The sequence below is a fragment of the Paenibacillus litoralis genome (assembly GCF_046244365.1).
Lineage (GTDB): Bacteria > Bacillota > Bacilli > Paenibacillales > NBRC-103111 > Paenibacillus_V.
In genome coordinates, this window is the sequence record NZ_CP176395.1 from 376,487 (window position 1) to 402,772 (window position 26,286).

Annotated in this window: 23 protein-coding genes; 11 read left to right on the forward strand and 12 right to left on the reverse strand. The window is 52.9% G+C overall.

The annotated features are described in order from the left end of the window. Nucleotides 1–417: 417 nt before the first annotated feature. Entirely contained in the window at nucleotides 418–876 is a 459-nt protein-coding gene (locus ACKGJP_RS01685; protein ID WP_409343968.1) for an SRPBCC domain-containing protein, read from the reverse strand. Beyond that, nucleotides 854–1,183, reverse strand: a complete 330-nt coding sequence (locus ACKGJP_RS01690; protein ID WP_409343969.1) for an ArsR/SmtB family transcription factor — start codon at nucleotides 1,181–1,183, stop codon at nucleotides 854–856. The genes ACKGJP_RS01685 and ACKGJP_RS01690 overlap by 23 nt, the downstream gene beginning before the upstream one ends. A 182-nt stretch (nucleotides 1,184–1,365) precedes the next feature. Here ACKGJP_RS01690 and ACKGJP_RS01695 point away from each other — a divergent pair, with 182 nt between their 5' ends. After that, the gene (locus ACKGJP_RS01695; RefSeq protein WP_409343970.1) at nucleotides 1,366–1,812 is read left to right on the forward strand and encodes an SRPBCC family protein; all 447 of its coding nucleotides are present in this window, start codon (nucleotides 1,366–1,368) and stop codon (nucleotides 1,810–1,812) included. A 208-nt stretch (nucleotides 1,813–2,020) separates the two neighbouring features. Here ACKGJP_RS01695 and ACKGJP_RS01700 read toward each other — a convergent pair whose 3' ends face one another. Together ACKGJP_RS01700 and ACKGJP_RS01705 are read right to left on the reverse strand one after the other, a co-directional pair. Further along, nucleotides 2,021–2,470, reverse strand: a complete 450-nt coding sequence (locus tag ACKGJP_RS01700) for an SRPBCC family protein (protein ID WP_409343971.1) — start codon at nucleotides 2,468–2,470, stop codon at nucleotides 2,021–2,023. Nucleotides 2,471–2,641: 171 nt separating this feature from the next. Next, nucleotides 2,642–3,916: a hypothetical protein gene (locus ACKGJP_RS01705; protein ID WP_409343972.1), complete on the reverse strand. Its 1,275-nt coding sequence runs from the start codon at nucleotides 3,914–3,916 to the stop codon at nucleotides 2,642–2,644. Nucleotides 3,917–4,176: 260 nt separating this feature from the next. On the opposite strand from ACKGJP_RS01705, the gene ACKGJP_RS01710 reads away from it, so the two are divergent. Continuing rightward, nucleotides 4,177–5,619: a M14 family zinc carboxypeptidase gene (locus tag ACKGJP_RS01710; protein ID WP_409343973.1), complete on the forward strand. Its 1,443-nt coding sequence runs from the start codon at nucleotides 4,177–4,179 to the stop codon at nucleotides 5,617–5,619. 66 nt (nucleotides 5,620–5,685) lie between these two features. Further along, complete coding sequence (locus ACKGJP_RS01715; RefSeq protein WP_409343974.1) at nucleotides 5,686–6,795, forward strand: N-acetylmuramoyl-L-alanine amidase; 1,110 nt, start codon at nucleotides 5,686–5,688, stop codon at nucleotides 6,793–6,795. 163 nt (nucleotides 6,796–6,958) lie between these two features. Here the strand turns inward: ACKGJP_RS01715 and ACKGJP_RS01720 are convergent, their stop codons facing one another. Next, entirely contained in the window at nucleotides 6,959–8,743 is a 1,785-nt protein-coding gene (locus tag ACKGJP_RS01720; RefSeq protein ID WP_409343975.1) for a sulfatase-like hydrolase/transferase, read from the reverse strand. A 131-nt stretch (nucleotides 8,744–8,874) separates the two neighbouring features. After that, nucleotides 8,875–10,257 carry an extracellular solute-binding protein gene (locus ACKGJP_RS01725; RefSeq protein WP_409343976.1) on the reverse strand — a complete coding sequence of 461 codons (1,383 nt, stop codon included), beginning with the start codon at nucleotides 10,255–10,257 and terminating at the stop codon, nucleotides 8,875–8,877. Between the two features lie 350 nt (nucleotides 10,258–10,607). Here ACKGJP_RS01725 and ACKGJP_RS01730 point away from each other — a divergent pair, with 350 nt between their 5' ends. The 7 genes from ACKGJP_RS01730 (at nucleotide 10,608) to ACKGJP_RS01760 (ending at nucleotide 20,060) form a co-directional block, all read left to right on the forward strand. Next, nucleotides 10,608–11,972 carry an extracellular solute-binding protein gene (locus tag ACKGJP_RS01730; RefSeq protein WP_409343977.1) on the forward strand — a complete coding sequence of 455 codons (1,365 nt, stop codon included), beginning with the start codon at nucleotides 10,608–10,610 and terminating at the stop codon, nucleotides 11,970–11,972. Nucleotides 11,973–12,107: 135 nt separating this feature from the next. Then, nucleotides 12,108–12,977 carry a carbohydrate ABC transporter permease gene (locus tag ACKGJP_RS01735; RefSeq protein WP_409343978.1) on the forward strand — a complete coding sequence of 290 codons (870 nt, stop codon included), beginning with the start codon at nucleotides 12,108–12,110 and terminating at the stop codon, nucleotides 12,975–12,977. Then, nucleotides 12,977–13,840, forward strand: coding sequence for a carbohydrate ABC transporter permease (locus ACKGJP_RS01740; protein WP_409343979.1), 864 nt, complete (start codon nucleotides 12,977–12,979; stop codon nucleotides 13,838–13,840). Before ACKGJP_RS01735 ends, ACKGJP_RS01740 begins: the two co-directional genes overlap by 1 nt. 51 nt (nucleotides 13,841–13,891) lie before the next feature. Further along, nucleotides 13,892–14,710: a hypothetical protein gene (locus ACKGJP_RS01745; RefSeq protein ID WP_409343980.1), complete on the forward strand. Its 819-nt coding sequence runs from the start codon at nucleotides 13,892–13,894 to the stop codon at nucleotides 14,708–14,710. Between the two features lie 15 nt (nucleotides 14,711–14,725). Then, complete coding sequence (locus ACKGJP_RS01750) at nucleotides 14,726–15,469, forward strand: amidohydrolase family protein (protein ID WP_409343981.1); 744 nt, start codon at nucleotides 14,726–14,728, stop codon at nucleotides 15,467–15,469. Continuing rightward, the gene (locus ACKGJP_RS01755) at nucleotides 15,466–16,326 is read left to right on the forward strand and encodes a hypothetical protein (RefSeq protein ID WP_409343982.1); all 861 of its coding nucleotides are present in this window, start codon (nucleotides 15,466–15,468) and stop codon (nucleotides 16,324–16,326) included. The genes ACKGJP_RS01750 and ACKGJP_RS01755 overlap by 4 nt, the downstream gene beginning before the upstream one ends. A gap of 53 nt (nucleotides 16,327–16,379) precedes the next feature. Then, the gene (locus ACKGJP_RS01760) at nucleotides 16,380–20,060 is read left to right on the forward strand and encodes an RCC1 domain-containing protein (protein WP_409343983.1); all 3,681 of its coding nucleotides are present in this window, start codon (nucleotides 16,380–16,382) and stop codon (nucleotides 20,058–20,060) included. Between the two features lie 168 nt (nucleotides 20,061–20,228). Here ACKGJP_RS01760 and ACKGJP_RS01765 read toward each other — a convergent pair whose 3' ends face one another. The 3 genes from ACKGJP_RS01765 to ACKGJP_RS01775 all read right to left on the reverse strand — a co-directional run bounded on the left by ACKGJP_RS01765 (nucleotide 20,229) and on the right by ACKGJP_RS01775 (nucleotide 22,945). Continuing rightward, complete coding sequence (locus ACKGJP_RS01765; RefSeq protein ID WP_409343984.1) at nucleotides 20,229–21,683, reverse strand: catalase; 1,455 nt, start codon at nucleotides 21,681–21,683, stop codon at nucleotides 20,229–20,231. Between the two features lie 156 nt (nucleotides 21,684–21,839). After that, on the reverse strand, nucleotides 21,840–22,574 hold the full coding sequence (locus tag ACKGJP_RS01770) for a winged-helix domain-containing protein (RefSeq protein WP_409343985.1): 735 nt from the start codon (nucleotides 22,572–22,574) through the stop codon (nucleotides 21,840–21,842). Next, a complete protein-coding gene (locus ACKGJP_RS01775; RefSeq protein ID WP_409343986.1) occupies nucleotides 22,553–22,945 on the reverse strand; it encodes a Fur family transcriptional regulator in 393 nt (130 codons plus the stop codon). The genes ACKGJP_RS01770 and ACKGJP_RS01775 overlap by 22 nt, the downstream gene beginning before the upstream one ends. A 251-nt stretch (nucleotides 22,946–23,196) precedes the next feature. Between ACKGJP_RS01775 and ACKGJP_RS01780 the strand changes: the two genes are divergently transcribed. Further along, nucleotides 23,197–23,442, forward strand: coding sequence for a DUF6953 family protein (locus ACKGJP_RS01780; RefSeq protein ID WP_409343987.1), 246 nt, complete (start codon nucleotides 23,197–23,199; stop codon nucleotides 23,440–23,442). Nucleotides 23,443–23,559: 117 nt separating this feature from the next. On the opposite strand, the gene ACKGJP_RS01785 is transcribed toward ACKGJP_RS01780, so the two are convergent. The 3 genes from ACKGJP_RS01785 to ACKGJP_RS01795 form a co-directional block, all read right to left on the reverse strand. Then, a complete protein-coding gene (locus ACKGJP_RS01785; RefSeq protein ID WP_409343988.1) occupies nucleotides 23,560–24,024 on the reverse strand; it encodes a hypothetical protein in 465 nt (154 codons plus the stop codon). Nucleotides 24,025–24,117: 93 nt separating this feature from the next. Then, entirely contained in the window at nucleotides 24,118–24,750 is a 633-nt protein-coding gene (locus tag ACKGJP_RS01790; protein WP_409343989.1) for a TraX family protein, read from the reverse strand. Between the two features lie 140 nt (nucleotides 24,751–24,890). Further along, nucleotides 24,891–26,042 (reverse strand): cation:proton antiporter, encoded by a 1,152-nt coding sequence (locus ACKGJP_RS01795; RefSeq protein ID WP_409343990.1) that lies wholly within the window; start codon nucleotides 26,040–26,042, stop codon nucleotides 24,891–24,893. Between the last annotated feature and the right edge of the window lie 244 nt (nucleotides 26,043–26,286).

Genomic DNA, 26,286 nt, shown 5'->3' on the forward strand with positions numbered 1-26,286 from the left:
TAATTTTTAATATAGTTAAATCTTCCGTTATGTTTTCTGCCTTAAGTTTTATTCTCCTTCTCTAGTATTGTAATAAATATAAGAAACTATTCAGTTTCATAACATTGCACGATGCTATTTTCGGATAGGGGTTCGATATGGTTACATTGAAAGCGCTGGGGAGAAGTGCAGGAGCGATTTCCAAATGAATGGGTGGTTCTTGAAGAAGCGATGCGCGGCTACAGTGAGCTGCATAAGCAGGAACCACATCGCGAATATTGTTTATCTCCAACGGGCTTCCCCTCCATCAAATAAAATGTGAAAAAGACACCATATCGGTGTCTTTTTGCGTTGTCGTCGTATTCGACGTCACTTCACTAAAAAAAACGGCTGTCTGTTACATTCCTAGCAGCTAGTTCACTTCTATTGATTAGTGAACTAGTGCATCGCTTGCTCGGACCAAGGATCGACGCCGGGATCTTGACCTTGCGCGAGCGACTGAAGACGATCCATGTAATGCGTCCAGCCCTTCTCGTGAGATGCGATTTCCGTGACCGGCAAATCGTAATGAGTCAGCACTAGAAGGGTACCGTTATCTTTAGGTGTCAGTTTGAACTCAACGGTGCTCGATCCTGGAGGGACGAGCTTCGATTTTTCCCAGCCCCAGGTCATGACGATTTTCTCGTTCGGGATAATCTCCTTGTATTCGCCCATCGCAATATCGCTTCCATTGATATCGATGCGATATTTGCCGCCTATACTAGGCTCTAGCAAGACGTGACGCCCCATCCAACGAACCAACTTGTCAGGGTCCGTAAAGAACGAGAATAACGTCTCCGGACGGCACTCGATAAATATTTCTTTAGTGAACGTATCACTGCTGCTGATTGGATTCATGTTTTCTCCTTTCTTCCTCTTCCGCGGCTGCTTTCAAGCGCATCAAGCTGTCGTCCCAGAAGCTCGCGATATACTGCATCAATTCGGCGAACCCTTCCCTCCTAATGCCATAAAATCGTTTGGTGCCTGCCCGCCTGACGACGACGAGCCCGGCCTCTTCCAGAACTTTAAGATGCTGCGATACGGCCGGCGCTGAAATGTAAAAATGTGAGGCAATGGCGCTGGAGGTCAACTCCCCATCGCGGACGAGATATAACATATCTCTGCGCCTGGGCTCCGCTAATGCATGAATGGCTCTATCGATCATGACAATAATGTAGCACTTACTTAATTAAGTGTCAACTTAAATAAAGATTGCATAATAATGGTGCCTGTTGTATTCTGACCATGAGTAACGGTACCCATGCAAAGTAACGGCGCTTCTGAGTGCCCGCCACGCCTCATAATTCGGGTTTTGCAGGGAAGATTAGGAGTGAAGGGAGTTCCAACATGGTAAACGTTCTTACGGAAATCACGATTAACTGTCCGCGCGGCATAGCTTCGGAATATGCAGCAAACCCGGACAATGCCCCCGAATGGTACGTAAATATTAAATCGGCAGAATGGCAAACGCCCAAACCGCTGGACATCGGCTCCAAAATTTCCTTTAAAGCGCAATTCCTAGGGAGGGAGCTTGCATACATCTATCAAATCGTGGACTATAAACCGGGTGAATCGCTTGTCATGCGAACGGTTGACGGGCCTTTTCCGATGGAGACAACGTATACCTGGGAATCAATCGAAGGCAACCGGACCCGGATGACTTTGAGGAACAAAGGGATTCCGACCGGATTTTCCAGGCTAGTTGCGCCTTTTATGTCGTACATGATGCGCAGAGCTAACAGGAAGGATCTGACGAAAATCAAAGCTCTGCTTGAAGGGCAAAAACGAAAGTAGTTTATTGGTTTACCAATTGGGGGGACTTGGCGCCGCACCATATCCCCTCCTCAAAACAATAAAAAAGACACCTATCCGGTGTCTTCTGACCATTCAACGTTCCCTGGTTACCGCCAAACGAAGTCCCTTCGTTTAGCGGTGTTTTTGTATGCGAGGCGTTTACGTTAACCCTGCCCGCTCACAAGGGTCAATCGCGTCCCGTTTTCGATTACCAGCCAAAATCCAGCGTCTTGCCCGTTTCCGCATAAGTCTTCATATTGCTCAAAATCATCGGCCAGCTTTCCTTCGTATTCTCGTAGGAAGGATGGTCTGCCGGCCAGTTGTCGTTCACCAGCGTAAGCTTCGTACTGGTGCCGACGGGCTCCAGCGTAAGCGTAACCCTTGTTTCCAGCTCCGCGTGATTGTCCCGGTAGGACGGTCCCGGATGCTCGGTGTAGCTCATCCGCTTGTTCGGCTCGAACGCCAATACGTTACCGTACACATGAACCGTTTGGTCTCCGTCGTTGCCCGGCCCGATATAGGCATAAGGGGCTCCCACCTCGAAGGTCGAGTCCAAAATGCATCCGAAAAATACCGCTTTCGTGCCCTCCGGCGAAATGAAGGCTTGCCATACTTGCTCCGGCGAAGCTCCGATATACATTACATATTTGAGATCCATGCGATATTCCTCCGATTCGTTGTTTGGTTTCTAGGAACCAGTTACACGTTCTATATCAATCATAACCGAGATGCGAAAGCGAGTATTGTAAAAACGCGACATTCCCAGAAAAAAAGGGAACGCAAGTTCTACCCGGACGATTCCGTAGAGCCGGCGTTTCAACGCAACCTTTTAACATGCATCGACAAAACGCTTCATGTATTTGGACAGTTCATCGAATGCGCTATAGCGGTCGTAAAGGGCTTCGTTCAGATCGTCGTCCTGCCCGAAAAACAAATTGCGGGGCAAGCATTGCGCATTCGCTATGTTGATATATTTGGCGGGATCGTTCATCATTATGCTGTCATCGAGCCCCATGACCGAAGCGTTCATGATGCCTTCCAAGCGACGAGCGGTGAAATCGCGATCGTACATGCCGGCCAGATCCAATTGCAGACCGTACATTTCTTTTTCGATATGCGCTTCCAACGTCTTTTTATCGGGAAGACCGTTGATTCGCAAAATCAATTCCGTATCGACATTTCCGCCGCTATCGAAAAGGTTTGCTTTTTCGGGCGATTCCGAAAGATTGAGAACGAATGTATAGTAAATCAATCCGGGGTCGTAACTGGTCAAATAATCGATAGTGTTAGGATGCGTTTGAACGTTCGGCCTTTTGACGGCAGGGTAAAAGGCGAACGGCAAATTCAGGCTTACGGTAGCCAGGTTGGATGCCAGCTTAAACGCTTCGAAAATAGGTTTATCCAGCAGTTTGGCGACGAGTTGAGCGGCGATCGCGTAGGTGAGCAGTTCGGAATCGTTCATCCATTTCCGGTATTCCGTCTCCAAGATGGCCAGGTCGAAAGCGCGGGAGTCCCCGGCCGTTTGTTCGATAACCATCTTATGATACTGGAGCTCCATCGCCTTCGCCTTCGTTTCCCATAGAGCTTCGACGGATATGGGGACGCGGCCGACGTGCCGGCCGTTGTGATAGTAATTGGTGAAGAATAGGCAGTTGTTGTAATTCACTCTGCCGTCCGGATCGAATTTGCATCCGATCGAGGATACCATCTGCCATTCGGCTTGATGAAGGACATCTCCGTTTATTTGCTTATAGTACTCTTTGTAGTTCAGATCTTTGATTCTTCTTTGCAGCTTCATGATTCTCCAGAATTCATCTTCCCTCTGGCTCGTTAACCCGTGTATGCCTTCATAAATGTCTACCAGCAAATGCTGGCCGGACAGCGTCGAGATGTGGTCGAGATAGTGGCACATTTCATGAATAACGGTTTTGGCATGCTCGAGATGGCTGTCATGTTGATAGCGATTGTTAAAAACATGAACAAAATCGTCCGTCGAGAGATCGTCATAGCATATGATTTGACTGATGGGCTCATAGTAAGCCGTTACCGATAGATTCGGGAAAAGAACCATTTCGTTTCCCGTCCGAATACGTTTGCCTGTCATGATCCGACCATTCCTTTCGTGGAGCCGTTTACCTTTTATATAAAGTATACTTGAAACTAGCATTCCGTTGCCTTGAGCATGAAGTCGGCGGTTTTTTTGCGTGCGGAAAGGGCCGCAAGGCGCAGTCGCCGGAGTGTAGGATTGGCGAAAATTGGCGAAAATCTAGTAATTTTGTCGGTAATCTATTAAAATAAGTAAGCGCATTAGGAAATTCCTCCCACAAAACTAGGTAAGCACCATGGAGAATAGGAGAGAGAAGCTTGGGGACAGAGAGAATGAACGGAAGACCGTTTAGAGCGCTGGTAGCCATTCTAGCGATCGTGCTGCTTTTGGGCGGCGTGCCTGCGATCGTTTCAAATGCCAGTGAAGAGACAAGCAAGGATATCGTCGATCCGTATCAGATGTACACGTATGAGCTGACGAATCAGCACATCGACCGGCTGGCCGCGGCCTATCCCGGGTTGATCGAAGTGAAGACGATTGGCAAGACGGCTTTCGGGAGAGACATTCGAGCGGTGAAGCTGGGAAAAGGGGAGGCCTCCGTCTTGATCGACGGGTCCCAGCATGCCAGAGAGTGGATGGGGACGAACCTGATTCTGTATATGATCGACCGCTATGCCTACGCCTATGAGCATAACATGAAATATGACGATTATATCGTTCGCGAGCTGCTCGACCGTTGCGCGATCTGGTTCGTGCCGATGGTCAACCCGGACGGTGTAACGCTTCAGCAGAAAGGGCTGGACGCCTTCCCCGGATCGTTCCATGCGGGCTTGATCGGCATGAACGGCGGCAGCTACAACTTTAAGCGGTGGAAAGCGAGCGCGGAAGGGATCGACATCAATAGGCAGTATCCTGCGATGTGGAGCGGCATTCGCAATTCGCCCCAATATCCGATGTTCAAAAACTACAAAGGCTCCGAGCCGGCGGAAACGGCGGAAGCGAGCAGCATGATACACTTCGCCTACGCGATCGATCCGGAAATCGCCTTTTCGTACCATACCTCCGGCGAGGTGCTGTATTGGCACTTCAACACGTCGCCCGAGCATCTGGCGCGCGATAAGCGAATGGCCGACGCGATTACCGGCATGACGGGGTATAGCCAGATCAAACCGGAAAAAAATCCTTCGGGCGGAGGCTTTACGGATTGGTTTATCGCGCAGTTCGGGCGTCCCGGCTTTACCGCGGAGCTCGGCCCGTATCAGGAAGAAACCGAGCTGCCGCTATGGACGTTTACGAATATATGGGAAGAGAATCAGAAGATCGGCTTATATTTGGCCTCGGAAGGGTACAAGCTGTGGCGCGAGCGTTATCCGGTGGAGACCGTCGAGACGGACATTCAATTGCTTGAAAAAGTGCAGCTGTACAATCGGCCGAGCGAATCGTTTCCTGTCGGGGCGGAGCTGAACGGCGGCAAGTTGAAGTCGGATGCGCGTCTCGGAGATTGGTACCGTGTCCCTACCTGGCTCGGTCCCAAATGGATTCGGCTGAACCGGGCCTCTTACTTGAAGGGACATAGCGAGGTTTACAAGGAACGCATTAACCTGACGGAGATTACGTCCATCTACCGAACGCCTGACTCGGACAACCCGACACGGCTCGGCCAATTGAATCCGCAGGAAGTGGAGGCCTTGGAGCGCTGGAACGGCTGGATTTTGATCCGGACTTGGGCGGGGAACGTCTGGATTCAGGAAAAGAAATAAGGCCGAGTTCCCTATCGCCGGACGATTCATCATTCGTTAAACAAGAAATACGAGGAGGAAAAAATAGTGACATTCGTTCGCCGCCGCAAGATTGGTTTCATCGTTTTGGCGAGTGTTCTGTTGTTCGGCTCCGTGTTGTCTGCACCGGCCGGCGCCAAGGAGCAGGATGAACAGCTCATATGCCTGGATCCCGGCCATCAGCTGTACGGAAACAACGCCCTGGAGCCTGTAGCGCCGGATTCGAAGGAAAAGAAGGCGAAGGTTACTTCCGGAACCAGAGGGGTCAGCACGAAGAAGCCGGAGTATGTCCTGACGTTGGAAGCCTCGCTGCTGCTCAAAGAAAAGCTGGAGGCGCTAGGATACAAAGTAGCGATGACCAGGGATTCCCACGAGGTCGACATTTCCAATGTGGAAAGAGCGCAAATGTGCAATGAGATGCAAGCGGATTTGGCCGTACGCATACATGCAGACGGGGACAACTCGCCTAAGGCGCAAGGCATTTCGCTGCTCTACCCGGCATGGAGCAAGGGGAATCAAGCGATCTTTACTCCAAGCAAGGAGGCTGCGGAGATCATCTTGCGCGAAGCGGCCGCAGCTACGGGAGCCGTATCCAGAGGCGTTGTGCCGCGATCCGATCTTACCGGCTTCAATTGGTCGACGGTTCCTTCCGTTTTGGTGGAAATGGGGTTTATGACCAACCCGGACGAAGACAGGAAGCTATCGGATCCTGACTATTTGAACGCATTAACCGAGGGCATTGCGTCAGGCATCAATTTGGCCTTGGCCGCTCAGGCGGATGAGCCGGTAGCCGAGACGCAGGCTCGCATTTACTTGCCTCAAACAACCCAAATGTATGAGCATGCCGATGGTAAAATGATCCGTACCCCGCTCGCGCTGTCGCCTCAGCTTCTGCAAGTTTCCGCCACAATGGGCGGCTGGGGGAAAGTGAGCACATGGGCCGGGGAGCGATGGGTGCCTCTCGGCCGTGCCGTAGTACCGGTCAAGCCCGCGAACAAGCAGATTGAACTGCCGGACGGCGCGCCGTTTTACCGGAGTCCCTATGATTCGGAGCCTGTCGCAAGGCTTTCCGCTCAAAAGGTAAGCGCGCAAGAGCAGTGGAACGAGTGGTACTTGTTCGACACTTGGCTGGGCAAAATGTGGGTTTCCGAGAGGTAAACGCAGCGAAGGCCGTGAAGATTTGGTACCGCACGCGGTTCACCCCGACATAAAGACAAAAAACACCGTGCAGGTGTTTTTTGTTTTTACCAAGCATTTTCTCCCTCTCGGCCCAATGGGGGAACGCTCTGTCCTTTGAGGCTCGCATAGCTTTCCCTGGGCTTCACCCGCTGTTCTGTTGAGCCGGGTATAAACGCTTTTGCCGCCGCTGCTCCTCCAGAAGCCGTATCATCCACTGCTGTATGCTTTGCATGTGCGGGGTTGCCGATGCATGAGCAAGGTTATATGTTTCAAGCGGATCCTCGGTTAAGTTGTACAGCTCGTATTCGTCTGGAACCGGTTGTGTTTTAACCGTTGTGCACCAACAGGCGTGCGATCCGCCAGCTTTGCCTCCAATCGGCTGGACGGTCACATCCTTTACTCCCGGCTGGCTCCAGAATTGGCTGTTATCGAAATAACGGGACAGCTTCCACAATTGTTTCGTGTCGTTCTTTTGCACGGTCATGATTACGGTTTCGATGTGGTTGGGCTGAACAACGGACGGATAGGGCTCTCCCAATGGGCTGATTTGGCGCTGGCCCCGGGTAACATCGTCATCGGTCATGAAATAAACCGGCTCGTCGGCAATAACCGCTTGGTTCGGCCCCAAGATAAGAGGAGTCAGGTCGCGGCCTACGAAGGGCCGGACTTCGCTGAATTTGTTCCGCAAGCAGCGCTGAATCTCTTTCGGGTCAATATTCGCTAAACCGAGCATGGTAGGCAGCAGATCGACATGGCTTGTGAGCGTATCGCAATCCCGGTGCTGCGGAAACAGATGTTTGTTATGAATGATGAGAGGAACATGCAGAACCTCTTCGTAAGCGCAATAAAATTTTTGATGCAGACGGTTATGGGCGCCTAACAGATCCCCGTGATCGGATGTGAAAACAACGATCGTATTGTCATAGAAAGAGGAGCGGGCAAGCGCTTCGAATACTTTGCGCATTTGCCGGTCGGCATTCTTTTGCAGTTGATAATAGAGCTTACGGTAGAAGGGCTGATCGATAATCGGCTGCAAAGCTTTCGGGTACAGATCCCGGTAGCTTGCTTGGCACCCAGGCTTCGCGGCGAGAGATTCGTTCAAGGTCGGAGGCGGGTCGACCTCCGGCATAGGGTCGACCTCCGGCATAGGGTCGACCTCGAACTTGAACATGGGCAGTTGCGCAGTAAGAGCGCCATACAGCACGATATCGTGCGGGTTCACGAAGGAAGCTGCGATCAACCAAGGCTCGACTTGGTTATGAAGGCGCTTCTTCCGGTCCAGAGACTCGATAAGCTGAACCGCTTCCGCAGCATAGATCTCGTCTCTGCCGCTTATGCCGACTGCAGCGGAAGAAGCCGAATTTCTCGGGTCTCTCCCGTGCGGCTCCGGGCCGATCCAACTGGAGAAACCGAAGCTTTCCAGACGGTCGGCATGAGCATAAAGCTCCTCCTTCGTCCTTTCGGGCACGCCAGTCAATGGATGGTAGCTGGGGACGCTCGTATGCGTGCCGGGGACGACAATATCTTCGAAGGAAATATGCCATTTCCCTTTGTAATAGGTCCTGTACCCGGCCTCGCGAAAATAATTTCCCATCGTAGGCACCGTGTTGCTGTCCAGCCAAAACATATCGGAGTCAAAGGCTCCTTTGGCGATCCCGTTCGTTTGGCTGACGCCGTGAAGCGACGGGTAATGGCCGGTGAACAAGGTCGCCCGGCTGGGACAGCATGCGGCGCTCCCGATGTAATGCCTGTGAAACTCCAGCCCATGAGCTTTAAGAAGCTCCTGGGTTAGGAGATTTTGTTTTCGCCATTCTTTGATTTCCGCATTTTCATAAACGGGGGGATACCGCTCTTCATCCACTAGGAATACGAGAAAATTGGGCTTCTCAAGATAGCGGGAAGACGGCTGAGGCTGATTGTCGTTCATGGAGCTCACGTCCTAGGTTGAGATTTTATCCCTAGGTTATGATGCGAAGCTCCGAATCAGTAGTGTTTCGGTTAAGGATCGAAGGGAGGCCAGGATGCCATTCCCGGTTTCGGGTAACGAAGCACGGCGTCCTAGTGTTTCGCACCTATCATGACGAGTTGTTCATACAGCTCGACAATGGAGGAGGAGGGCTCGAGTCCAAGCCAAAACATGCTCATCTTTTCCTCGAGAGCGTTCCCGATCCTTTCGTCAAACAGCTCGTTGATGAAATAGTTGTTATCGATGTCTTTGCCGCCGATATTCAGAAGCTGTAAATACGACTCGGACTTTACGCTTTGGTTAATCGGTTCTTTAACCGAAAGGAACAGGGTATCCCGGGACATCGTCCGCTGTGTTTCGTCTTCCAACGCGGTTCGGATAAAAGCAGCGGCCAGCTGCACATTATCGCTTGAAGCCGGGACCATAAAGGCATTCGCAAGCAAGAGCGTCGAGTGGTCGTTGCCGAAGGGGAGAGGAGCCACCTGCGGTGCGAAGCTCATGCTTTCGTTCTGCCAGTTTGCCATTTCGAACGTTGTTGTCAGCACCATAGCCGATTTCCCATGGATAAACGGGTTTCGGGGCCATACCATCTCGGGAAACGTCGTTGCAATCCGCTTGCGGAAAAATAAATCCTGGATAACCGACAACGATCGCGATAGTACCTGCTTCTGTTCGGCGACATCCGTTTGTTGAAAGCCGTTCATCAGAGCGAACACGAGCCAGCGGTTAATGACGGGATGCATCGAAAATCCGAATTGAGCAATGATGCCGTCCTGAACGACGGTTAAGCGCTTAGCGGCTGTAACGAATTCGTCGAAGGTCCACTGCGTTTCGGGAATCCGTAAGCCGTTTTGGGCGAACAATTGCGGATTACAAGCGACGAATACGGAAGAGAATGTGAACGGAGCCGCTTTTATTTCGCTGCCGTCGCTGAACTGATGCATGATCTTAGGGTAGACGCTGTCCGTCACGTCCGATAAATAGGGGGCAAGGTCGACAAAATCGGCTATATGATCCATCTCGGAAAATTTCATATCGGGTACCAGCACGAGATCCGCGGTTAGCCCCATTTCGCTGCCGGAACGGAACGACTCCCAGAACTTATCGATCGGAAGACCAAGCACCTTGACTTCAATATCCGGATGCTTCCGGTTAAAGGCTTCAACGAGAATGGGCAGCCCGCGATTAAGAAAGAAAGCGGGGGAAGGAGCCAGGATGCGCAAGATTCTATGCTCGGGTTTCTCAATGACCAGATCTTCCGGAACCATGGTGCCGAGACCGACGCGCTTGATCACAAGACCATCCTTGTGCAGCTGATCCAATGCCTTGCGTACGGAATTGCGGCTCAGCCCGTAAAATGTGCATAGCTCGTTTTCGGGCAGCAAGTATTCACCCGGCTTTATCAAGCCCGTTTGGATTTGCTCTTTTAGGGTTTTGTACAGTTTCGTGTATAAAAATTCATGTTCTCTCCGCATAGTTTCCCTCTTATTCGTTCGTTTGTAGAATGCTTTGCGCTGTTCGCATGCTGTTCGAGGCCGGTCGATCCCTAATAAAAGCCGAGTTAAAGACGAAGAAAGGATCAAATCGTCGCGATAAAAGGATTGACATTTGAATAATTGCCCTCTACGATAAATGGTATAGGTAAGGTACATATACCATTCAATGCTTGGTTGTATTATAGCACAACATTTACAAAATTTGAATGGAGAATGTATGCGGAGAGGAGGGACTGAACGGTTATATTGTGCAAATAGAGGATTCGACGGTAATAGGCAGGGCGGTCACAATAAAAATGTGCTTACGAAATCGAAAGGGGTTATGGAATATGCGTAAGGTAGCGGTCATTGCAGCGTCTGTTATGGCTTTCGGTATGTTGATCTCGGCATGCAGCAAGGGCGGTTCGGATCAGGGGGAAGGAACCTCCGCCAACTCGGCCAAGCCATCTGAAAGCGCTGCCAAAAAAGAAATACCGATCAAACTTTGGGTGTATCCGATGATGAACGGCATCAACGGAGACGGAAAAGGCAATCCCGACGATTGGGCCAAAGAATATGCGCGCAAATTTAAAGAACAGCATCCGAATGCGAACATTTCCGTCGAGCTGCTTGATTGGGCGGGCGGGACGGAAAAAATCGACGTAGCCGTCGCAGCAGGCTCGCCGCCCGATCTGGTCTATACGATCAATAACTTCGGCGGGGTAACGAAGTACGGCAAAATGGGCGTGCTTGAGCCGATCGACCCGTTCTTGAAGCAGGACGATTGGGACGACTATTCGGATGCGGTTAAAGGGGCCATGAAATATGGCGACAAAACGTATATGTGGCCTTGGTTGAAGATGGTGTCCGCCGTAGCCGTCAATATGGATCTGTTCAAGGAACGGAATGCTGCGAATCTGCTGCCGATGAGTCGTCCGCTCCGCGATTGGACGTTCGACGAGTTTCTTAAGGCGGCGCAAGCGACGACGTTCAGCCGCAGCGGCGGGAGCAAGCCGGATGTGTACGGTACGGCTGTTTGGGGGAAGGATGCCCCGTTCTATATGTACTTGAACGGGTTGGCGAATGGAGGCAACATCGTTAACGCGTCGTTCGATAAAGCGACGATAACGGATGCAAAGTTTGCGGAGGGCGTTCAATTCACGATAGATCTCGCCAACAAGCACAAGGTAGCGCCTCCGGGAGGAGCGGGCATCAGCGCTATGAACGCCAAGGAAATGTTTCTGAACCAACAGATCGCGATGATGCCCGATGCCCCGTTCCTGCTGGAAGAAGCGAAGAAGGCGCCCAAGCCTTTTGAGATCGGCTTCGTAGCTCCGCCGCATGGCGAAGGCCAGCCGACCGCAGCCTGGAACAACGTAGGCGGTTTCATCGTGTTCAAGCAGAAGGAGGAAGAGAAGAAGAAGCTCGTCATGGAATTCGGCCGATTTATTACGAACGCGGAAAATTCGAAGATCGTGAAGCAGATCGGTACGTTCCCCGCGCGCAATTCTTCAGGAAACGTATACGGAGGCGATCCGGTCATGACATATTTCGACCAGCTGTCCAAATACGGGAACTCGCTATATTCCAGGTCGTTCGGGCTTGTCGACGTCGGCGACTGGGAGAAGGAGCTGCAGGCGATGCTAACCGGGAGCAAGAAGGTTGGAGATTCCATAGCCGCTTTGGACAAGACGCTGAAGGAAAAACTGAAATAACATAGGACAGGGAAAGGCTTGGCTCTTAGGGATGACGGCGGCTGGCCGGGCGCGTTTTGGCTCGTTAGCCGGACTGCCGTTATCGGACGGAGCCGGGCTATCAACATTCTAGAGCAAGTCACAGAGGTGAGAAGGATGTACCGTTTACGAAACGCTTTGCCGGGCTATCTGTTTTTGCTGCCGTCCTGCGCGCTGTTTGCGGCATTCATGTTTATGCCCATAGCCAGGGGTTTGCAGCTTAGCTTCCAAAAGTGGACGATGTCCGGTTATGAATGGGTAGGCTTAAGCAATTACGAGAAGGTGCTGGGCGATACTTTTTTTTGGAAGTCTTTATGGATCACGGGACTATTTACGGTTGTTACGGTAGCTGTGGGACTATTTCTTTCGTTGGCAGCAGCGTTTATGATCGATCCTTTCAAGGAAAAAGTACAATCGGCATTCAAGGCCGCATTTTATTTGCCGAGCGTGGCGCCGATCGTCATCGTATCGATTTTGTGGCTGTGGTTGTATCATCCTTCGTTCGGGTTGCTTAATTATTTGCTCGATTCAGCCGGTCTAGCGCCTGTCCTTTGGCTAGGCGATCCGAAGATAGCGCTATTTTCGATCATATTGATGACGATAGCCGTTTCGCAGGGCTCGAACATCTTGATTCTGGTAACGTCGCTCGGGGGCATTCCGAAGGATTATCAGGAAGCGGCACGGATTGACGGAGCGAACATTTGGCAGGAAATGATCCGCATCAAGCTGCCGATGCTGAAGCCCACGCTTACGTATTTGGTTGTCGTCAACACCGTCGGGTCGTTTCAAGTATTCGCCCCTGTCTATATGCTCACATCGGGCGGACCGAACCGGGCCACTACGACGTTAGGATTTCTTATTTACGAGAATGCTTTCAAAAAGTTCGATTTCGGCGTCGCCTCTGCGCAGGCAGTCGTGCTGCTCGTCATCGTCATGGTAATAGCCATTTTCCAGTTCCGCTCAATGGCCGGCGATTTGGAGTATTGATGATGGCAGGGACAGGTGCAGGGAGAACAGGAGGGATTGCCATCCGCAGCATGAAAGGTTTTCAATTCGTAAGCTTTATTCTTCTGACCGCGGCCGCGCTCGCGCTGTTGTTTCCTTTTTATTGGATGGTGCTGCAGTCGTTCAAGCCGCCTACATCGGCCATTCAGACGCCCCCGGATTTGTCTTGGGGAGGTTTTACGCTTGCCAACTTCGAGAAGCTGACGGCGGATAAGCTCATTTGGGTATGGACGTCCAATAGCTTGATCGTTGCGGTAAGCGGCATGCTGGGTAATGTCATTCTTTGCTCGATGGCGGGCTACGCTTTTGCAAAGAAGGAGTTTCCGGGCAAGCAGGTGCTTTTCTGGGCTATCGTCAGTATTATGATGACGTCTACGCAGGTCATTATGGTGCCGCTGTTCATGCAAATCCGCGATATGGGCCTGCTCAACACGTACTGGGCTCTGCTGCTGCCGATTCTCGTTTCGCCGTTTGCCGTGTTTTTAACCAAGCAATTTATGCAGACGATACCCGGGGAGCTGATTGCCGCAGCCAAAATCGACGGCTGCTCGGAGTGGCGTATCTACTGGAACATCATTTTGCCGGTGTCGATGCCGGTGCTGGCGATCGTCGCGATTTTCGGCTTTATTACGCAGTGGAACGATTTCCTGTGGCCGCTGCTCGCGACGGAATCGCGCAGTATGCGGACGCTGCAGGTGGGGCTTGCTTCCATGCAATTGCAGAACGTCGATTACGGGTTGGTGCTTGCGGGGGCAACGTGGACGATGGCGCCCGTCGTCATCTTGTTCGTGGCGTTTCAACGCTTTTTTGTTAAAGGGATTACGATCGGTGCCGTAAAAGGGTAAAGAGGCGGCCGAGGTTACGCATCGGACATTCGCGATAAGGAGGCCGGTACAGTGAAAAAGATGATACCGACGAGCTATTACAAGCATTTTGATGCGGATTTTGCGCTAGACGTTCCGGGGGAAGGCTATGGCGGCTGGCACAAGGCCGAGCTGGAGCTCGATCTGTCCCATACGGCGCTCGTCGTGCTGCACGCTTGGGATTTCGGTACCCGCGATCAATTCCCCGGCTGGCATCGGGCGGTCGAGTATATTCCCCGAGCCAATGCCATTTGCCAAAATGAACTTCCTAGGCTGCTGAGCGTATGCCGGGAAGCCGGGATGACCGTGTTTCATGTGGTGGAGCCGATCGGCGACTACTACCAAAGATACGCCGGCTACCAGCGGGCGGTTCGGTTGGCGGGAGAAGCGGATCCGGAACCGGAGCGGATTCCGGTTGACGAGTCGCTTACTAGTTTGCAAGCTTTTCGCAAGGCGAATGCGTTTCCGGGTATGCATAATACGGATGACATCAATGCCGGCTTCGCCCGGCTCGATATTCCCGAGACGGTGAAACCGGAAGGGGACGAAGGGGTTGCCGCCACGTCGGGGCAGCTGTTCGCGCTATGCAAGGAACGGGGCATCAACCATTTGATTTATGCCGGGTTTGCCGTGAACGCCTGTATCCTGATGAACCCGGGGGGGATGATGGACATGCGGCGTCACGGGCTTCTTTGCTCGGTCGTTCCCGAAGCGGTAACCGCTGTCGAGAACAAAGAGACGGCGCGCCGGGAAGAGGCGAAGGCGTTGTCGCTCTGGAGCGTAGCCTTATTTTTCGGGTTCGTCTACAGGCTTGAGGATCTTGCTTCCGCGCTGTCGAAAACAAAGCCATAGAGACGAGGAACGACGTTGATAGACGCACACATTCATTTATCAGGCTCCGAGCTGCATCCCGAAACGATCGAGGAAGGCGACCGGTTGGGTATCCGGCTGTTTGTGGGCAGCTCGCTGCTTAACATGAACCACTGTCCGACACGGGAAGAGGTCAACATGGCGAACGACGATATGGTAAGGGTCACCCGGCGCTACCCTGACCGGGTGGCCGGATACTGCTATGTCAACCCGCGCCACGGAGAGGCTGCGCTGGGCGATTTCCGCAAGCGTATCGAAGAACAGGGGATGATCGGGCTGAAACTATGGGTCGCTACCCTATGCAACGATCCGCTTGTCTTCCCTTTCATTGAGCAGGCAATCGATTACCGTACGCCGATTCTGATACATACTTGGCGTAAAACGGTCGGGCAGCTTCCCTACGAGTCGACAGCCGTTCATGTAGCCGACCTGGCACGCCGTTATCCGGAGGCCCGCATCATCATGGCGCATCTGGGCGGTCAGGCGGAAACCGCCGTCAATGCGATTGCCGCTTATCGCAACGTATATACGGATACGTCGGGAACGCCGATCGGCGGCGGCGAGGTGTCGCTGGCCGTGAGCCGCCTTGGTGCGGAGCGGGTCATTTTCGGCTCCGATCTGCCGTATGCTTGCCTCGCCAGCAACATCGGAAAAGTGCTCGGCGCAGGATTGACGGAACGGGAATGGGGACTTGTGACGGAGGGAAATATGGCGAAGCTTCTTGCGGAGGTGCGGAAATGAATGCTTGGCTGGATCGTTTTAAGGAGCAAGGCGCTATCGATTTGCTTGCATTTCTGGGCGAATGGCCGGACCGCCGTTCCCTTCGGACCGGACCTGCCGAGCTCTCGGCGATGGCCGCCCGGCTAAACTTGCGCGCCATGTGCGTCAGCCATCTGTCTTCGGTGCTCGGACACGACACGCGGACGGGAAATATCGAGTTATTTGCGGAAGCGAAGAAAGATGAACGGCTTTGGCCGTTTCCCGTCATTAATCCGATGGAGCAGGGCTGGCAAGACGAGCTCGCTTGGGCGGCGGCGGAAGGGGCGCGCGGCGTTCGCCTCGTTCCGGGCTATCATGGCTATGGGCTTCGGGATATAACGGTTGCGGAGCTGCTGGGCGCAATACGGCTGCTCAAGCTGCCGCTGCAGGTATGCGTTCGCCTGCAGGACGAACGCCTGCAGCATCCCCGATTGCGTGCCGAGCCTGTTGAGCTGCACGAGCTTGCGGAGCTGACCGCCGCTGCCGACGGACATCCGCTTCTGATTAGCGGTTTGCGGGACCATGAACGGGAAACGGTGATGCGGCATGCTTCATTTAACGGCGTGCCGAGTCAGTTGCTATTCGACCTGTGGTTTTGTAACGGGCCGTTGGCCGCTATTGCCTCGTTATGCCGCAGCGGGCTAACCCAATCTTATGGCTATAGCTCCTGCTCGCCGCTGCATACGGCGGAGGCAACGGCGCTGCAGCTCTCCAGAGGCGCCATCGAAGAAGCCGAGCGTGCCGATTTATGTTACGGCAATGCGATGCGCCTATTCGGTTTCGGGAAAGCAGAGGCGCAACGACCGGCAGGAACACAATCCGATGAGGACAGAGGATAGGCTGGAAGCTTTGAATTAGATACGGAATAACAAAGGAAACGAGGCGATTGATCTTGATTAAGTCAGCCAGGGTTACGAGCTTTGTATTATCCGTTTTCGTGCTTTCATTCTGCTTTACGCTTTTTCTTCCATCGGCTCATGCGCTTGACTACGATGTCGCTACGAAAGCTTCGTTCGATGTGCTTGACAGCTCCATCAACGGCGGGAATGGCGTTATAAAGCCGAACGATGAAGGAACGAGCGACTTGGCATGGGGGGAAGGTCCTATTCTTGCCTCTTATATATCGATGTTTAAGCAATATGGGGATACGGCCTATTTGAACAAATTTATCGCTCAAGCGGATCAAGTGTTGAATCTAAGGGATTCGGTTCGCGGGAAAAGCGATTATCGCGGACTGTCGGAGCCTGCATGGCCGGCCGCCACGCGTTTTACTTCAGGTTCCACCACGTTGCTGGACGCAAACGGCGTGCCTACATTGGAAGTCAGAAGTTCTCTTCTCTTCGATTCTTCGGAAAATGAAGTGAAAATTTCGTCCGGAACGAATCCGAATACGTTCAAGCTGGAGGCGTATACGCGAGTCAGCTCGATCGCCGCGGGAGGACTGCATTCCGCAGCCGTAAATTCGACCGGAAGAGTATGGAATTCAGGTAATAACTATTACGGCCAATTGGCGTTCGGTACGGCAAACCAAAGCCTGCCTTTTCCCGCGGACGGCGTTATTGATTACTATAATGTACTCGATGTCGCCAAAGCCGTTTCCGCCGGAGAATTTCACAGCTTGGCTTTGAAAACGAACGGAACCGTGCTGAGCTGGGGATACAACGCCTACGGTCAATTGGGGGACGGCTCGACAGTCAATCGCTCGAGCGCCGTAAAAGTCAGCGGTCTCTCGAATATGACCCAGATCGCTTCCGGTTATTATCACAATCTGGCTCTCAAATCGGACGGAACCGTTTGGAGCTGGGGGTATAACAACAGCGGACAGCTTGGGGATAATTCGCTGGTCAACCGAGCAACCCCCGCGCAAATAGGCTCGTTAACGGGCGTCGTCGCCATAGCGGCGGGAGGTTACCACAGCCTGGCCTTGAAATCCGACGGTACCGTATGGGCTTGGGGGTCCAATTCATTCGGACAACTGGGCGACGGAACGACTACCGACCGTTTAACACCGGTACAAGTAAGCGTTCTGTCGAGTATTACCGGTTTATCCGGCGGATTGGGACATAGCTTGGCGGTGAAAAATGACGGTACGGTTTGGAGCTGGGGATTGAATGCGAACGGCCAGTTAGGCAACGGAACGACAGGCTCCGCGAGCTCGCCCGTTCAAGTCAGCTCGCTGAGCGGAGTCGTTCAAGTTGCAGCCGGAGGTTATCACAGCCTGGCTCTGAAATCCGACAAGACGGTATGGGCTTGGGGGGCGAATGATGTAGGGCAGCTTGGCGACGGCACGACAACGCAGCGATCGACCCGGGTTCAAGTGGCCGGGTTGACTGCGAATTCCATTGCTGCAGGAAAACAGCATAACCTGGCGATCACCTACGATTACCGAGCCGCTGCTTGGGGGAAGAACGATTATGGGCAGCTAGGCAACAACAGCACGATCAATGTCGGCTTTCCCGTCACCTTTGCCAATATGGAACGTTCGGATATCTTCGATAATCTTACGATGGATCCGGCCAGCCCGAACTATGCGGTGAAGAGAGTAAGGGCGGGGGCTCATTGTTCGTTTGACGGCCTGACGAACGGCATATCCGTCAAGGATCTGGCTTCTTCTTCGCCGCTTGCGAGCCGGAATCCGGTGAACGGCTTGAAGAGCTTCGTCCCGCTCCGCATGAGCTTCCCGGTTCATACCGGCTTGTTAACGTACCCTATGGCTACGTTTGCGCGAGTTGTCTACGATACGCCGGCATTGAACGGAAATCCGATGTACAAAGCCGCGGCAGACCGGTACTTCCAGGCCGCCTGGGACGCGGCTTCCACGCATGATTACCAATGGGTGGAGAATACGGCTAACGAAGGCTGGTACATCTATCCGAAGGGTGCCCCGATGTTTGTCGACGGTTCGGAAAACCAGTTCAATCACTATCTCAGCCTTGGCAAAACGTATGTGGAATTATCGCAAATTCCAGGCCCGCACCAAGCGGACGCTTTGAATAAAGCGACAAGGATGGCGAACAGGTTTAAAAACGATTTGACCTGGGATAACGTGAAAGACGCATATGTATGGACGTATTACCCTAAACAAAGCGCAACGTATACGGGTTGGGATGAACGGACGAGCACTACAATCAATCATGAAAACAATTCTTGCTGGACGGCGGATCATGATATCAACAAAATTCCGTATGCCGCGATAGAATTGGATTTTGCGGTGCTGGCCTACGATAACGGCATTGTATTCGACGAGAAAGATATGCAGCGGTTTGTCCATACGTTTACGCGAAACGTGCTGACTTACGACGGAAGCGGTATGCCGAAGCTGAATTTTGCGGTTGACGGCTCGGGCGGAATAGCTCCCCCGATCCAGGAGGTTTTCGCTACGCAATGGATGAAAACGGCTCCGTGGGACGACACGATTTTTCATATGTCCCGAAAGCTGTTCTCTTCGCATTCCTCCGGCGTCTCGCTCGCGCACTTGGCGCATTTTAACGAGTTTGCCCGCATAGCCGCTACCAAAGGAACCATATGGACGTGGGGGAATAACGTCTATGGACAGCTTGGTGACGGAACGACGACGCAGCGGTCATCGGCAAGCGCACTTCCCTTGCAGGGCGCGACACAAATCTCGTCCGGCGAATACCATACGGTGGAATTGAACGCCAACGGCACGATTTCCGCTTGGGGCTATAACGCATACGGTCAATTGGGAGACGGAACGACGGTTAACCGCTCGGCGCCCATCCCGGTAAACGCGATGACGGATGTCATATCGGTGAAAGCCGGTCATTATCACAGCTTGGCGCTCAAATCGGACGGAACGGTCTGGAGCTGGGGCTTTAACAACAGCGGCCAGCTTGGAGACGGGACAACGGCGAACCGCAGCAATCCCGTTCAGGTCGCCGGCTTAAGCAATGTCGTGGCAATCGCGGCAGGCGGTTATCACAGCCTTGCGCTGAAATCGGACGGCACGCTATGGGCTTGGGGCTCGAACACCGCAGGTCAGCTTGGCGATAACACGACGGTTAATCGCTTAACGCCCGTACAAGTGACGAACATGTCCAATATTGCAGCTATCGATGCGAGCGTGGGACACAGCATGGCTTTGAAAAAGGACGGAACGGTTTGGACATGGGGATATAACAACAGCGGGCAGCTGGGCGACGGCACCACAATCAACCGCAGCATGCCGGTTCAAGCTGCAGGCCTCGATAAGGTTACGGCTATTGCCGCAGGCGGCTATCATAGCGTAGCATTGAAGACAAACGGAACGGCGTTTGCCTGGGGAGCCAACGACAAAGGTCAAATAGGGGACGGGACGAATATCGGCCGAACCTCGCCTGTACAAGTGTCGAATCTGACCGATGTAAAAACGATCGGCGCAGGGCTCTATCATAGTGCGGCGGCAAAATATAACGGCGGTTCTTTGTGGACATGGGGCGATAACAGCTTCGGACAACTGGGAGACGGAACGACCGCCAATCGCAATGCGCCTGTTCAGACAGCGGGCGTAAACGGGATTATGCGTGTGGAAGGCGGGGCTTATTCGACATCCGCCTTTCAATTCACAAGATAGGCCGCGCTGCTTCTACTTGCATACGGAAAGACTGGGACTTCTTCCGGTAGCCGGCTGCTCGAGGACGGCTCAGGACTCCCAAACAAGCAAAAAGACACCTGTACGGTGTCTTTTTGTGTTCATTAACCATTTGTTTGTTCCGGGACAGGCGGCTTTGCCGGGGACATCTTACGATTGCGGCATATGTTTGCTGATATCGAGGCCGAGACCGGATGCGATGCGCATGCCGTACCCGATATCCGCCCGGAAGAAGTTGCAGATTGCACGCATTTGAACGTCGTGAGGCGTTTGCTTCAGATCGTTCAGCAGATTGGCGATCAGATTCGCCTGCTCCTGCTCGGAGAAGCTGCGGTACTTCTCGCCGGCTTGCGCGAAATCGTCCGTTTTGGCGATTTTTTGACGGGCGGCATGGCCGGCGACCGCGGAAGGCGCATCTAGGAAAGAAGGGTCTTCCTTCGGGCTTTCCGCGAAGCTGTTCGGCTCGTAGTTAACCGGCGACGGATCCTGGTTCATCGTCATAAAGCCGTCCCGTTGGTGGTTGCGCGCAGGCGCATACGGGCAGTTGACCGGAATTTGCAGGTAGTTGGCGCCAAGGCGGTAGCGCTGCGTATCCGGGTACGAGAACAAACGGCCCTGGAGCAGCTTATCCTCGGACGGCTCGATACCGGGAACGAGAGCGCTCGGAGAGAAAGCCGACTGCTCCACTTCGGCAAAAAAGTTTTGCGGGTTCCGGTTGAGCGTCATCGTGCCGATCTTATGCAGCGGATACAGGTCCTCCGGCCATGTTTTGGTCGGGTCGAGAGGATCGAAGCCGTGCTTATCCATATCCTCCGGAGGCAGCAGCTGGACATGCAGCTCCCAGCTCGGGAAGTTGCCGTTCTTGATGTTGTCGTACAAATCTCTGGTTGCATGGTTGAAATCCCGGCCCTGCACCTCCTGCGCTTCCGCCGCGGAGAACGTCGCAACGCCTTGAGCCGTCTTCCAGTGGTATTTCACGTACGTCGCCTTTCCGGCCGCATTGATCCATTTGAACGCATGGACGCTGAATCCGTCCATCTGCCGGTAATTCGCAGGGGTGCCGTTGTCGGAGAACAGCCAGGTCAGCATATGGGTCGATTCGGGGGTCAGCGTCATGAAGTCCCAGTACCGGGCGGGGTCTTGAATGTTCGTGTCCGGCGCAGGCTTAAGCGAGTGGACCATATCCGGAAACTTCAACGCATCGCGAATGAAAAAGACGGGCAGATGATTGCCGACAATATCGTAGTTGCCTTCCTCGGTATAAAATTTGACGGCGAAGCCGCGCGGATCGCGGGCCGTTTCCGGGGATCCGACTCCGTGAATGACCGTCGAGAAGCGGACGAACAGAGGCGTCGATTGGCCTGCGTTTTGGAATAAATGGGCTTTCGTATGCGCGCTCATGCTGTTTTCGACGACGAAAACCCCGTGGGCGCCTGCTCCCCTGGCATGAACGACCCGTTCCGGAATACGCTCTCTGTCGAAGTGGGCGATCTTTTCAAGCAGATGATAGTCTTCCAATAAAGTCGGTCCGCGCTGACCGGCCGTACGCGAGTTCTGATTGTCTCCTACCGGTGCGCCTTGATTCGTCGTTAAGCGGTTATCCATCTCATGCTCTCCTTTATTTTAATTTTAGATTTAATCTAAATATAAGATAAACTGATCTTATCATGATACGGAAAGTTCATCATGAGGGTTGCATGAAGGTTTCATGAAGATCGGATGAAGATCAGTCCGCCAACCGATAGCCGACTCCGCGCACGGTCACGATATAAGCAGGAGCTGCCGCGGAATCCCCGAGCTTTTTCGCAAGCTTTTCATATGGACGTCGACGACGTTGCTCCCGCCGTAAAACTGGCTGCCCCATACCCGGTTCAACATGTCCTCCCGCGGAATGACGGTGCAGCCGGCCTCCATGAGCATGCACAGCAGGCTGTATTCCGTTTTGGTCAGCGCCACGGGCCGTCCGGCTACGGTAACCGACATTTTTCTGGAATCGAGAATGATTTCTTTATACGTATACGTGCCTGCGTCCTCTTTTATCACCGAATACTCATGAATTGCATGCAATTGCAGAAGCTTCTGAACGGACGCTACGGCATCCTCCATGGAGGCGGGCCCCTGCAGCACATGTCCGCCCAGCCGGTTAACCTCTACGGTATGACGCTGCTCCTGAACGAGCCAAAGCAAGGGAATCGTCTTGCCGTATTTGCCGGCCCATCGAATCAGCTTCGCTCTTTCCCCGCCGACATCCAGCGTCTCCGCATCTATGACGACGAGATCGGCCTGCATCCCCAGCAGCTCGAGCGGATCGGCATGATGGAAAAGCATCACGTCATAGCAGAGCGAGGTGAGCTCGCGTACCCATTCATGGAGCTTCTCCGGAAACGGACTAATGACGACGATGCGTCTAGTCTCCGAACAGTATGCGCCGCTGCCGGGCTCCGGAGCAATCCGTCTATTAGGGGACGCAGGCATCAGCTTGTCGTTTTCCTGCATGCGGCGCACACTCCTTCCAGTACGACATGGGCATGATCGATGAGATAGGACGTTTCTTCTTCTACCTTTTTGATCCATTCGGCGGGCAATTCCGTCAATACTTCATCAACCCGGCCGCATTTGCGGCAAACGATATGGTGGTGATCGTCGGTACGGGCGTCGTACCGGCTCGCCGTTTCGCCGAGCTTCAGCTCCCGGATCAAGCCTGCGTCCGTTAAGTAGCGCAGCGAGTTGTAGACGGTGCCGTACGAGATTTGCTGGCCGCCGCTTCGCAATCGCTCGATAACTTCCGCCGCCGTCGGATGATCGTGGCTGTTCTGGATAATGTCGAAAATGATTTTACGCTGAGCGGTAAGGTTTATTTTATTCATGGGATCCATTCCTCTAATTTAAATTTAGATTAAGTATAAATTAAAGGGCGAAGGAAGGTCAATGTGAGGGAATGGCAAGGGGAACGAGCGAAAGTCGGGGGGATACTGGAAACAGGGGCTGTATATGCCGAGCTGGACCGGACGGTCTGACCACCAGTCGCCTTGGCATGCCGCCTGCCCCGGGCTATAATATAGGGAATGCACAGCAGCACGCAAACGGTTTACATACGAATGGTAGGAGTGAATGCAGGTTGGCGGGCTCAGAGGTTTCAGCGCAAGACGTGGCGGAATGGATGGTCAAAGAGATCAAGTTCAGAGGAATTCTTAGCCAAAGCGACGCGATCGCCTATGTTAGAACCCATTTTGGCGAGGCGTTCGTTTTCGTTAACGAGAACGGGAACGCATCACTCGATAAAGAGGTCAAGAAAGCGTTCCGTAAGCTGCACGGCGGTAAAGTGGCTTGGGACCGGGACGGTTTTTTCTGGGGATGGACTTAGTTAATGAAGAAATGCGTAACTTCATGAAAAAGGAGTTTTATCAGGATTTCTTATTGAATAACAAAACTGCTGACCAATTACGATGCAGGAAGCAGCAGTTTTGTTATTATCAAACTTTCAAAATGAAAGTTCCAAGATTTCACACTGCTCTATTTTAAACTTTTTAAATAACTCCAGTGCTTTTTCAGACACTGCGAAACGAACCTTCTTTATAAGACATATATCATGACCTGACCATCCCACTATTTTTGTTCTATTAACAGTATCAACATCAATTTCCCCTAGTGGCACTAACCACCGAAACTCGGGTAGTTCTCTACCTGGATACATTTCTTTAAACATGTCTGTAGAACTGACTTGAACATCCTTTAGATTATATCCATTTAGATCACTGTTAACCATTGCGTCGGCTAATGCTCTAGTTACAATAATGCCAGGGCCTTTGAGTAGATCATCTCCTAACCAGCCTTCAAATTCGTAATGAAGATGCGTAATCTCTTTAATAATTCCATTCTCACGAATAATAACAGAATCGTCCCCAAATCCTCCTGCTACTTCAGGCTTCAAAATAAATAATCTCATTGTCTCATCTCTTTCCCCCGCTGAATGAATGATTGACCCGTCCCCGACTATCCGCCTAAGAGGTGCTGCCTTACACCTGAGCCGGTTCGCCGACTACTTGTTCAGCCATAGGGACAGAAGGGCCAGCGCCGCCAAATGCGCGGGATAGAAGCTGCGCCAAAGCCAGCCCGGAGGCGAAATCCCCAGCTTGAGCTCCGCGAACAGCGTATGCCGGTAGGCGAAGAAAAACGTCGGGATGATGCTGAACAGCTGCAGCTGCCATCCGGAATCGTAGGCAATGGACAGCAGGTTAAGCGCCATATGGGCCGCAACCCAATACTTGCCGTCCAAGTAGCGGTACACAAGAATGAGAAACAAGGCATAGAAGCCGTAGCTGAACGGCAGTGTATCGAGCACAAGGATTGCGGCCGCCGCGCCGGCAAAAGCCCCCCACCCCGGATACCGGTCTGCGAGCATGAGCACCCCCAGACAGACGGCCAACGTTCCGATCGTATTAATGCCAAGCGTGTTCAGGCCCAGCATATAGGGAAGCTGCGAAACGGCCGCGAGTACGGTCAACCGACGCAAATAGCGGGCTCTGCTTCGGGTATGAAGGAAGCCCTGCACGATGCCGTATGCGTAGATCGGCAGAGCGATTCGCCCGATGATTCGCCAAACGTCGCTGTCCGGGAAGAAGACGATCCCGATATGGTCGATGAGCATGGTGATCATCGCGACGATTTGCATAGCCGTCTCCCCCCTATGGCGTAAAGCCAAATCGGATCATTACGTTTACAGTAATATACCGGTTATGAGCGGTCAACTGTCATGGGCCGAAAGAAGTCAACGGGAAAATCGCCGGGCTCTCCTGGCCGTTAGTGGGGCAGCTAGTTTTCCCGCGCGCCATCGTTTCGGCCGAACGAAAACTTCAAAAGCGGCGGCGTTACCAGAGTCGTTAAAATGATCATGATGACGACGGGCGTGAAGTAGCTCTGCAGGAGCAAGCCGGACTGTAAGCCGGCCGAGGCGATAATCAAGGCCACCTCGCCGCGCGAAACCATACCGGAGCCGATGGCCAGCGAGGACCGGTTCGAAAAACCCGTCATCCGGGCGCCCAGACCGCCTCCCAGCAGCTTCGTGACGATGGCGACAACGGTAATGAACAGGATAAATAGCAACTGCGAGCCGACGCCTTCGAAGGTAACGTTCAGGCCGATGCTGACGAAAAAGACCGGCACGAATACCGCGTATGCGATCGGTTCCAGCTTGATCTCCACTTCATGTTTGAAAGGCGTTTGAGAAATGGCGATACCTGCCGCGAATGCGCCGATGATGCCGGCGACCCCCATCGATTCCGCAAAATAGGCGAAGCCGAAGCAGATGATAAGCGCGGCGCTGATGACCGATTCCGTTACCTTTAAGGGAGCCAGAAGCTTAATGACACGCGGGACGACAAACCAGCTTGCCGCAATAATGAGCACGAAGAACAACGCTTTTTTGCCGATCAGCAGCCCCAAAGAGACATCCCCTTCGCCCAGCATGCTCATCATGACGGCAAGCAGCACGACTACAAGGACGTCGTCCACCACCGCAGCCCCGAGTATCGTCGTGCCTTCCCTGGAATTGATCCGGTTCATTTCCTTCAGCGTTTGGACCGAAATGCTGACCGATGTCGCGCAGAACAGCAGCCCGAAGAACAAGGAAAACTGCGGCGACAGTCCGATAGCGGCTGCTGAGGCGTAGCCCCCGGCAAAAGGCAGTATGATGCCGCCGACGGCAACGGCGAACGCGGACTTCCAGTTCTTTTTAAGCTGCTCCAAATCGGTTTCAAGGCCGGCGATAAACATGAGCAGCAGCACGCCGATTTCCGAAAGCTCATGAATCAAGCTGTCGTTCCGAATCCACCCGAGTACGGCCGGACCCAGCAAAATCCCGACGATAAGCTTGCCGAGAACCGCAGGCTGCCCGAGCCGAACGGACAAATCCCCGGCGATTTTCGTAAAAGTTAAAATGAGTACCATGCTCAAAAGAAATTCCATATTTCATCTCCTTCTCTTGGAATAGGATTTGTTAACCTGTGCCGCTTTACCCGAATCCGTTCAAATTTTTCCCTAAAAAAGACAAAGAGGAGCCTGCGTTGAACAGGCTCCTCCGGAAAAACACGTTATTCGGTTACCTCTATCGTAACGGCTGCCGGCGCGTTTGTAAAGAAAAAACTGAATATTTTCTATGTGATGCTCAAGAAAACAGCGAATTAAAACAGCGAAAAGTCCCGGTCGAAGC

Excerpts from the sequence above, each read along its gene's own strand:
- ACKGJP_RS01765 (WP_409343984.1), bottom strand. The coding sequence starts at position 21,683 with ATGGATAACCGCTTAACGACGAATCAAGGCGCACCGGTAGGAGACAAT.
- ACKGJP_RS01730 (WP_409343977.1), top strand. The coding sequence starts at position 10,608 with ATGCGTAAGGTAGCGGTCATTGCAGCGTCTGTTATGGCTTTCGGTATG.
- ACKGJP_RS01790 (WP_409343989.1), bottom strand. The coding sequence starts at position 24,750 with ATGCAAATCGTCGCGATGATCACCATGCTCATCGACCATATCGGGATC.
- ACKGJP_RS01755 (WP_409343982.1), top strand. The coding sequence starts at position 15,466 with ATGAATGCTTGGCTGGATCGTTTTAAGGAGCAAGGCGCTATCGATTTG.
- ACKGJP_RS01685 (WP_409343968.1), bottom strand. The coding sequence starts at position 876 with ATGAATCCAATCAGCAGCAGTGATACGTTCACTAAAGAAATATTTATC.
- ACKGJP_RS01770 (WP_409343985.1), bottom strand. The coding sequence starts at position 22,574 with ATGCAGGAAAACGACAAGCTGATGCCTGCGTCCCCTAATAGACGGATT.
- ACKGJP_RS01775 (WP_409343986.1), bottom strand. The coding sequence starts at position 22,945 with ATGAATAAAATAAACCTTACCGCTCAGCGTAAAATCATTTTCGACATT.
- ACKGJP_RS01695 (WP_409343970.1), top strand. The coding sequence starts at position 1,366 with ATGGTAAACGTTCTTACGGAAATCACGATTAACTGTCCGCGCGGCATA.
- ACKGJP_RS01690 (WP_409343969.1), bottom strand. The coding sequence starts at position 1,183 with ATGATCGATAGAGCCATTCATGCATTAGCGGAGCCCAGGCGCAGAGAT.
- ACKGJP_RS01700 (WP_409343971.1), bottom strand. The coding sequence starts at position 2,470 with ATGGATCTCAAATATGTAATGTATATCGGAGCTTCGCCGGAGCAAGTA.
- ACKGJP_RS01795 (WP_409343990.1), bottom strand. The coding sequence starts at position 26,042 with ATGGAATTTCTTTTGAGCATGGTACTCATTTTAACTTTTACGAAAATC.
- ACKGJP_RS01705 (WP_409343972.1), bottom strand. The coding sequence starts at position 3,916 with ATGACAGGCAAACGTATTCGGACGGGAAACGAAATGGTTCTTTTCCCG.
- ACKGJP_RS01725 (WP_409343976.1), bottom strand. The coding sequence starts at position 10,257 with ATGCGGAGAGAACATGAATTTTTATACACGAAACTGTACAAAACCCTA.
- ACKGJP_RS01785 (WP_409343988.1), bottom strand. The coding sequence starts at position 24,024 with ATGAGATTATTTATTTTGAAGCCTGAAGTAGCAGGAGGATTTGGGGAC.
- ACKGJP_RS01735 (WP_409343978.1), top strand. The coding sequence starts at position 12,108 with ATGTACCGTTTACGAAACGCTTTGCCGGGCTATCTGTTTTTGCTGCCG.
- ACKGJP_RS01740 (WP_409343979.1), top strand. The coding sequence starts at position 12,977 with ATGATGGCAGGGACAGGTGCAGGGAGAACAGGAGGGATTGCCATCCGC.
- ACKGJP_RS01720 (WP_409343975.1), bottom strand. The coding sequence starts at position 8,743 with ATGAACGACAATCAGCCTCAGCCGTCTTCCCGCTATCTTGAGAAGCCC.